Source organism: Actinomycetospora sp. 2LY8.5, assembly GCF_057180585.1.
On record NZ_JBXUHE010000060.1, the window covers coordinates 22,137 to 29,917 of the forward strand.

A 7,781-nucleotide genomic window follows, 5' to 3' on the forward strand; every position below is an offset into this window, starting at 1 on the left:
GAGAGGTTGAGTCAGCCCGGCAACGGACCGCTCATCGTCCAGTCCGACAAGACCCTGCTGCTCGAGGTCGACCACGAGGCGGCCCCGGCCGCTCGTCAGGCCATCGCGCCGTTCGCCGAGCTCGAGCGCGCCCCCGAGCACGTCCACACCTACCGGGTGACGCCGCTCGCGCTGTGGAACGCGCGCGCCGCGGGCCACGACGCCGAGCAGGTCGTCGACGCGCTCGTCCAGTACTCCCGCTACGCGGTCCCGCAGGCCCTGCTCGTCGACGTCGTCGACACCATGGGCCGCTACGGGCGCCTGCAGCTGACGAACTCCCCCGTGCACGGCCTGGTCATGCTGTCGAACGACCGTGCCGTGCTCGAGGAGGTCCTGCGCAACAAGAAGATCACCCCGATGCTCGGCGAGCGCATCGACGACGACACCGTCGCGGTGCACCCGTCGGAGCGCGGGCGCCTCAAGCAGGCGCTGCTCAAGGTCGGCTGGCCCGCCGAGGACCTCGCGGGCTACGTCGACGGCGAGGCGCACCCGATCGAGCTCGACCAGTCCGACTGGCAGCTGCGCGACTACCAGGCCGAGGCCGTCGAAGGCTTCTGGCACGGCGGGTCCGGGGTCGTCGTGCTGCCCTGCGGGGCGGGCAAGACGCTCGTCGGCGCCGCGGCGATGGCCAAGGCCGGCGCGACGACGCTGATCCTCGTCACCAACACCGTCGCCGGGCGCCAGTGGAAGCGCGAGCTCGTGGCGCGCACCTCGCTGACCGAGGACGAGGTCGGCGAGTACTCCGGCGAGCGCAAGGAGATCCGCCCGGTCACCATCGCGACCTACCAGGTGATGACCCGCAAGACGAAGGGCGAGTTCCGGGCGCTCGAGCTGTTCGACACCCGCGACTGGGGTCTGATCATCTACGACGAGGTCCACCTGCTACCCGCGCCGGTGTTCCGCATGACCTCCGACCTGCAGTCGCGACGGCGCCTCGGCCTGACCGCGACGCTCGTGCGCGAGGACGGTCGCGAGGGCGACGTCTTCTCGCTCATCGGCCCGAAGCGCTACGACGCCCCGTGGCGCGACATCGAGGCCCAGGGCTGGGTGGCGCCGGCCGACTGCGTCGAGGTCCGCGTCACGATGACCGACAACGAGCGGATCATCTACGCCACCGCCGAGGCCGAGGAGCGCTACCGGCTCTGCGCCTGCGCGAAGACGAAGATCCCGGTCGTCCGCAGCATCCTCGCGCGCCACGAGGGCGAGCCGGCGCTGGTCATCGGCGCCTACCTCGACCAGCTCGACGAGCTCGGCGTCGCGCTCGACGCCCCGGTGATCCAGGGCTCGACGAGGAACAAGGAGCGCGAGGTCCTCTTCGACCGGTTCCGGCGCGGGGAGATCCCGGTGCTGGTGGTCTCCAAGGTCGCGAACTTCTCGATCGACCTGCCCGAGGCCTCGGTCGCGATCCAGGTGTCGGGCACGTTCGGCTCGCGTCAGGAGGAAGCCCAGCGCCTCGGTCGTCTCCTGCGCCCCAAGGGCGACGGGCGCCAGGCGCACTTCTACTCGGTGGTCGCGCGCGACTCGGTGGACGCGGAGTACGCCGCCCACCGCCAGCGCTTCCTCGCCGAGCAGGGCTACGCCTACCGGATCGTCGACGCCGACGACCTGCTCGGCCCGGCGATCCCGGGCACCGAGGCCGAGGACGAGCCGGAGTCCGAGCGACCCGACCCCTCGACCTAGCCGGCACGCAGTCCGTCGAGGAACACGCCGACCATGCGACGCGCGTCGTAGCGGTCGTCGGACGGGCCGCTCCAGCGCCTGCTCACCGGCCACCGCGCACGCCTCGACCTGGCGTGTGGCGCGAGGCCGATGCGATCACCGAGATCGACCACGTGTGGCTGCTCGATCACCTCAAGCCGATCGGGGACGCCGACCCCGAGGACCCGATCCTCGAGGGCTGGACGCTGCTGTCGGCGATGGCCGCGCAGACCCGGCGGCTGCGCCTCGGGCTGCTCGTGACGAGTAACCGGTTCCGGCCCCCGGCCGTGCTCGCGAAGATCGCGACGACGGTCGACCTCGTGTCCGGCGGGCGGCTCGACCTCGGCATCGGCGCCGGTTCGCGCCCGAGCATCCCGTGGGCGCGCCGCGAGTACGACGCGCGCGGCCTGCCCTACCACGACTTCGGGGACTCGGTGGTGGCGCTCGACGAGGCCTGCACGGTGATCACGCGACTCTGGACCGAGGACGCACCCTTCGGCTTCCACGGCGAGCACGTGCAGCTCACCGGCGCCTTCGGCAACCCGAAGCCGGTCCAGCGCCCGCACCCACCGATCCTCATCGGCGGGCCGCGCCGCGATCACCCGCTCCATCCACCTGCCGGTCTCCTACGACGACCCCGCCGCCACCCGCGCGGCGATCCGCGAGGCGCTCGACGCCGGCTTCACCCACGTCGTCCTCGGGCTGCCGGCGCCGTGGCCCGCGGGCGTGGCTCGGTGGGTCGCCGACGAGCTGGTCGTGCCGTCCCTGCCGTCCCAGCCGTCCCTGCCGTCCGCGCCCGTCGGCTGAGGACGTTCGCTCAGGCCGACAGCGGCGACACCGCGGCGACGTCCTCGCCGAACCGACGGTACCGCTCCGCGAGCGTGCTCCCCACGGCCTCAGTCGTACCGCAAAGGCGCCCGCCGGTTCCGCCCGAAGGGCCCCTTCGCTCGAATAGACCGGCGAGGGTCACCTTTCGCCGGAACGCTGACCGGTGAGGCGCTCGCGCGACCGGCCCGGCACGCATGATCGAAAAGCGCGTCCGCCGACGGGAGGTGCCGCTCGCCGGCCTCTTCCGCGAGCGGCACGTTCGGCATGGTCATCGGCGGATCGAGCTGCGGAAGGTGCTGATCGTGTCCTTGCCCGGGCAGGCCTCGGCGTCACGGCTCGACCGGGACAGGGTCGCCGAGCTCTCGGGTGACCTTTCTCCGACCACCGCCTTCCTGTGGCGCCGGTCGAACGCCGCGGATCGGCGACCTGCGCCGGGCTCGGACGGCGCCCGTCGCCGGCGCTCAACCTGCTCGACAGCACGCGCACGATCGCCGCAGGACCACAGGAGGCGAGATGACCGGAGAAGGACGCGTGCGGGAGGCCCGCGTCGACGAGGTTCCCGCGCTGGAGGACCTCATACGCGAGGCGTCGCTGATCTGGCCCGACCACCGCGACGACCTGCTCGCCCACCCCGACGCGATCGAGGTGCCGCTGCGCGACGTGCGGGGCGGGCGCGTCAGGGTGCACGAGGTCGACGACGTCGTCACCGGCTTCGCCACCGTGCTGGCGCTGCCCGACGGCGACGCCGAGCTCGACGCGCTGTTCGTCCGCCCCGCCCTCATGCGCCGCGGCATCGGCGCCCGGCTCGTCGAGGACGCCGCGCGGCGTGCCCGTGACGGGGGCGCCGCGCGGCTGGTCGTCACGGCCAACCCGCGCGCCGAGGCGTTCTACGCCCGCTGCGGGTTCCACACGGTCGGCGAGGCGCCGACGCGTTTCGGCCCGGCGGTCCGGATGCTGCTCGACCTCGCTCCACGGCCATGACCGCGCGACATCTCCAGGGTTCGTGAGGGGAAGCTGTCGAGAATCCGGTCACCGCTCCGTCCCCGGGGTACGAGCCGCAGTCACGACGGAGGAGAACGACCATGAGGTACCTGATCCTCAAGCACTACCAGGGCGGCCCGGGGCACCCGGGGATGGACTACACGCCGATGGACCGCTGGAGGCCCGACGAGGTCGACGCGCACATGCAGTACATGTCGGACTTCGCCCACCGCCTGCGGGACACCGGCGAGTTCGTCGACAGCCAGGCGCTCTCGGCCGAGGGCGCATTCGTGCGCTTCGACGGCGAGGGCAGGCCGCCGGTCACCGACGGCCCGTTCGCCGAGACCAAGGACCTCATCGCCGGCTGGATGATCATCGACGTGGAGTCCTGGGACCGGGCGCTCGAGCTCGCCGGCGAGCTGTCCGCCGCGCCCGGAGCCGGCGGCGAGCCGATCGCCGAGTGGCTCGAGGTCCGGCCGTTCCTCACCGCGGCGCCGGGGAAGTTCGTTGACCCCAGCTGAGCTGCGCGACCTCGTCCCCGCGGTCATCGCGGTCCTCGGCCGGCGCGGCGCGGACTTCGCGTCGGCCGAGGACGCCGTGCAGGAGGCCCTGATCCGGGCCCTCGAGACGTGGCCCGACGACCCGCCCCGCGACCCCAAGGGGTGGCTGGTCCAGGCCGCGTGGCGCAAGTTCCTCGACGCCACCCGCGCCGAGACGTCGCGACGGGGGCGCGAGGTCGCCGTCGACGCCGAGCCGCCCGCCGGCCCGGCCGCCGCCACCGACGACACCCTCCGCCTGTATTTCCTGTGCGCCCACCCCACGCTGCCGGCGAGCGCCGCGGCCGCGCTGACCCTGCGCGCCGTGGGCGGCCTGACCACCCGGCAGATCGCCGCCGCCTACCTCGTCCCCGAGGCGACGATGGCTCAGCGCATCAGCCGGGCCAAGAAGCGGATCACGGGGCTGCCGCTCGACCGGCCCGGCGACCTCGCGACCGTGCTCCGGGTGCTCTACCTGGTGTTCAACGAGGGCTACGGCGGCGATCTCGACCTGGCCGCCGAGGCCATCCGCGTCACCCGCCAGCTCGCGGCGCTGACCGACGAGCCCGAGGTCGCGGGGCTGCTCGCGCTCATGCTGCTGCACCACGCTCGCCGCGACTCGCGCACCGGGCCGGGCGGGCGTCTGGTCCCCCTCGCCGAGCAGGACCGGTCACGCTGGGACACCGTGCTGATCGCCGAGGGCGTCGCGATCCTGCAGACCGCGCTGGCCCGCGACCGGCTGGGCCAGTACCAGGCGCAGGCCGCGATCGCCGCCCTGCACGCGGACGCCCCCACCACCGGCGAGACCGACTGGACGCAGATCGTCGGCTGGTACGACGAGCTGCTGGCGATCACCGACAGCCCCGTGGTGCGTCTCAACCGCGCGGTGGCGCTCGGCGAGGCCGACGGCGCCGGGGCCGGTCTCGCGGCCCTCGCTGCCGTGGACGCCGACGTGCCCCGGTACGCGGCGGTGGCCGCGCACCTCCACGAGCACGCCGGCGACCTCGACCGGGCGGCCGACCTCTACGCCGAGGCCGCCCGCGCCGCCGCGAGCGTGCCCGAGCGCGACCACCTCACGCGCGAGGCCGCGCGGGTGCGGGGACGGTGGCGCTCCACCAGCTGATCGGCGAGGTCCTCGGCGTCGGCGGCCGTCCCGGGCCATGACCCCGCCCACCTCCGTGCGGAGGTGATCAGCGCGCGCCGACCGGCGGCGCGGCGCGGTGGCCGTCGACGCCGAAGCCGCGGGGGTCGTCGGTGTCGACGATGCGCCGGCCCAGCGGGGTGAGCGACACCGGGATCATCTTCAGGTTCGCCCACGCGAACGGGATGCCGATGATGCTGACCGCCAGCGGGATCGCGGTGACGACGTGCCCGATCGCGAGCCACCACCCGGCCACGACGAACCAGACGATGTTGCCCAGCGTCGAGCCCACGCCGGCGTCGGCCCGGCGCTCGATGCTGCTGCCGAACGGCCACAACGCGAACAGCGCGATCCGGAACGACGCGATCCCCCACGGGATCGTGACGATGAGGATGCAGCAGATGATCCCGGCGAGGAGATAACCGAGAGCCATCCACACGCCCGCCAGCACCAGCCACACCAGGTTGAGCAGTGTCCGCAGCAGGCCCATGGCTCCAGAGTGCCACCGCGCGCCCGACACGTCCGCCGTGTGAGGGCTAGGTGAGCTGTCGGCCCTTGGTCTCGGGCAGCGTCAGGATGATCAGGAACGCCACGAGCGCGCCTCCCGAGACGTACCAGAAGAAGAGCTGCGGCCGGTCCGCGCTCGACAGCGCCGAGATCAGCAGCGGCGCGGTGCCACCGAACAGCGCGACGGTGAGGTTGTACCAGGCGCCGATGCCCAGGGCGCGCAGCTCGGTCGGGAACAGCTCGCTCATGATCGCCGGAGCGATCGACGACATGAACGTGTAGAGCCCGAGCCCGACCGTGAACACGATGATCAGATTGATCAGCGGCGGCCGCTCGGTGATGAGCAGGCTCAACGGCACGGTGATCACCGTCATCAGCGCCGACCAGATGAGCAGCTGGGGTCGCCGGCCGAAGCGGTCGGCCGCGTGGCCCATGGGGTACTGCAGCGCGATGAAGACGATCGTGCCGATCGAGAGCGCGAGGAACACCTCGCCGCCCGCGGCGTCGCGGAACTGCACCGCGTACGGCGTCAGCGCGCTGAAGAACGTGTAGAAGCACAGCGTCGAGAGCAGCGTGAAGCCGAAGAGCTGCAGCACCGCCTTCGGGTGCTCGCGCAGGGTCAGCAGCAGCGGGTTGCGCACCGCCTTCGCGCGCTCGCGGTTCTCCTCGAACTGCTCGGTCTCGGCCAGCGCCCGGCGCAGCCACATCCCGACCAGGCCGAGCACGCCGCCGATGAGGAACGCGATCCGCCAGCCCCAGGACTCGAGATCGGGACGGGACAGCGTGGTCGTCAGCACCAGACCCAGGACGCTCGCAGCGAGCAGCGCGATGCCGGTGGAGATGTAGAAGAAGCTCGAGTACCGGCCGCGGTGGCTCGCCGGCGCGATCTCGGCGAGGTAGGCGCTGGCGTTGGAGACCTCCCCGCCGAGGCTCAGACCCTGGGCGATCCGGGCGAGCAGCAGCAGGATCGGCGCCAGCCAGCCCACCGCCTGGTAGGTCGGCAGGATCGCGATGACGAACGACCCTCCCGCCATCAGCAGGATCGTCACGAGCATCGCCCAGCGCCGTCCGCGCACGTCGGCGAGGCGCCCGAGCAGGATGCCGCCGAGCGGGCGGAAGAAGAACGCGAGCGCGTAGGTGCTCGTCGTGCCGATCAGCGCGAGCGTCGGCGAGCTCCTGTCGAAGAACTGCGACGAGAAGTAGACCGCGAACGTCGCATAGATCGTCCAGTCGAACCACTCGATCGCGTTGCCGATGCTGGCCGCGACCAGCGTCCGGACGGGCAACCGGTGTCGCTCGGTGCTCGTCGGATCGGACACCTGGCTCATCCGCGCTCCTTCCGCTCGCCCCCGACGCCACGCACGGTAGGCGAGCGAACGCCGTCGGTACAGGCTCCGGCGCGCACGATCCCCACCGTGCCCCGCGCCCCGGCATCCGCGACCTCGTACGCACGCGCCGCGTCGGCGAGCGCGAACCGGTCGGTGACCACACGCTCGGGGTGCAGATCCCACCGCGCGAGGAGCTCGAGCAGCTCGGTCATCGGCCAGGTCGGTGCCACCCAGCAGCCGTGCACGGTGAGCTGGCGGTGGATGAGGACATCGCTGACGTCGACGGTCAGTGTCCCGCCCTCGCCGACGAGCGCGCAGCGGCCGTGGCGGCGCGTGTGGCGCAGGGCCGTCAGCTGCGCGACGCCGGCCCCCGAGCAGTCGACGGTGACCTCGGCGCCGTCGCCGAGCAGGTCGTGCAGCTCGGCGTCCTCGCCCTCGACCGCGACGTCCACGGCGCCCCAGGGCGCGGGCCAGCGCGCGCCCTGGGGGGCCGTCGGGTGACGGGTCGCTGCCGACGACCCACGGCGAGCCCAGGCCGAGGCCGGCATCCCGGCCGCGAGCCCCACCGGACCGAGGCCCGTGATGAGCACCTGCTCGCCCCGTTACCTTCTTGATCAGGCCCGGTGAGGGCTTGCAGGCCGCCGGCCACGGCATGACTGAGTGCCCCTGTCGTTGATGATCTGGGGGGTGTTGTCACCGTGGTCGGAGGGCGCCAACGACCGC

General features: G+C 72.7%; 7 protein-coding genes and 1 pseudogene. 5 read left to right on the forward strand and 3 right to left on the reverse strand.

Translation table 11 applies throughout. The annotated features are described in order from the left end of the window. Positions 1 to 6 precede the first annotated feature (6 nt). The 5 genes and pseudogenes from AC2A1K_RS33045 (at position 7) to AC2A1K_RS33065 (ending at position 5,205) form a co-directional block, all read left to right on the forward strand. Positions 7 to 1,719: a DNA repair helicase XPB gene (locus tag AC2A1K_RS33045; protein WP_483900596.1), complete on the forward strand. Its 1,713-nt coding sequence runs from the start codon at positions 7 to 9 to the stop codon at positions 1,717 to 1,719. Positions 1,720 to 1,832: 113 nt separating this feature from the next. Beyond that, positions 1,833 to 2,544 (forward strand): annotated as a pseudogene (locus AC2A1K_RS33050) (LLM class flavin-dependent oxidoreductase). Between the two features lie 534 nt (positions 2,545 to 3,078). Beyond that, positions 3,079 to 3,546, forward strand: coding sequence for a GNAT family N-acetyltransferase (locus AC2A1K_RS33055; protein ID WP_483900597.1), 468 nt, complete (start codon positions 3,079 to 3,081; stop codon positions 3,544 to 3,546). A gap of 101 nt (positions 3,547 to 3,647) precedes the next feature. Further along, positions 3,648 to 4,067 (forward strand): YciI family protein, encoded by a 420-nt coding sequence (locus tag AC2A1K_RS33060; RefSeq protein WP_483900598.1) that lies wholly within the window; start codon positions 3,648 to 3,650, stop codon positions 4,065 to 4,067. Continuing rightward, a complete protein-coding gene (locus AC2A1K_RS33065; RefSeq protein ID WP_483900599.1) occupies positions 4,054 to 5,205 on the forward strand; it encodes an RNA polymerase sigma factor in 1,152 nt (383 codons plus the stop codon). Before AC2A1K_RS33060 ends, AC2A1K_RS33065 begins: the two co-directional genes overlap by 14 nt. Positions 5,206 to 5,272: 67 nt before the next feature. Here AC2A1K_RS33065 and AC2A1K_RS33070 read toward each other — a convergent pair whose 3' ends face one another. From AC2A1K_RS33070 to AC2A1K_RS33080, 3 genes are read right to left on the reverse strand one after another with little or no spacing between them, the layout of a single operon-like run. Then, complete coding sequence (locus AC2A1K_RS33070; RefSeq protein WP_483900604.1) at positions 5,273 to 5,704, reverse strand: YccF domain-containing protein; 432 nt, start codon at positions 5,702 to 5,704, stop codon at positions 5,273 to 5,275. Positions 5,705 to 5,759: 55 nt separating this feature from the next. Next, a complete protein-coding gene (locus AC2A1K_RS33075; protein WP_483900600.1) occupies positions 5,760 to 7,058 on the reverse strand; it encodes an MFS transporter in 1,299 nt (432 codons plus the stop codon). Then, a complete protein-coding gene (locus tag AC2A1K_RS33080) occupies positions 7,055 to 7,648 on the reverse strand; it encodes a zinc-binding dehydrogenase (protein WP_483900601.1) in 594 nt (197 codons plus the stop codon). Before AC2A1K_RS33080 ends, AC2A1K_RS33075 begins: the two co-directional genes overlap by 4 nt. Between the last annotated feature and the right edge of the window lie 133 nt (positions 7,649 to 7,781).

Excerpts from the sequence above, each read along its gene's own strand:
- AC2A1K_RS33055 (WP_483900597.1), top strand. The coding sequence starts at position 3,079 with ATGACCGGAGAAGGACGCGTGCGGGAGGCCCGCGTCGACGAGGTTCCC.
- AC2A1K_RS33060 (WP_483900598.1), top strand. The coding sequence starts at position 3,648 with ATGAGGTACCTGATCCTCAAGCACTACCAGGGCGGCCCGGGGCACCCG.
- AC2A1K_RS33075 (WP_483900600.1), bottom strand. The coding sequence starts at position 7,058 with ATGAGCCAGGTGTCCGATCCGACGAGCACCGAGCGACACCGGTTGCCC.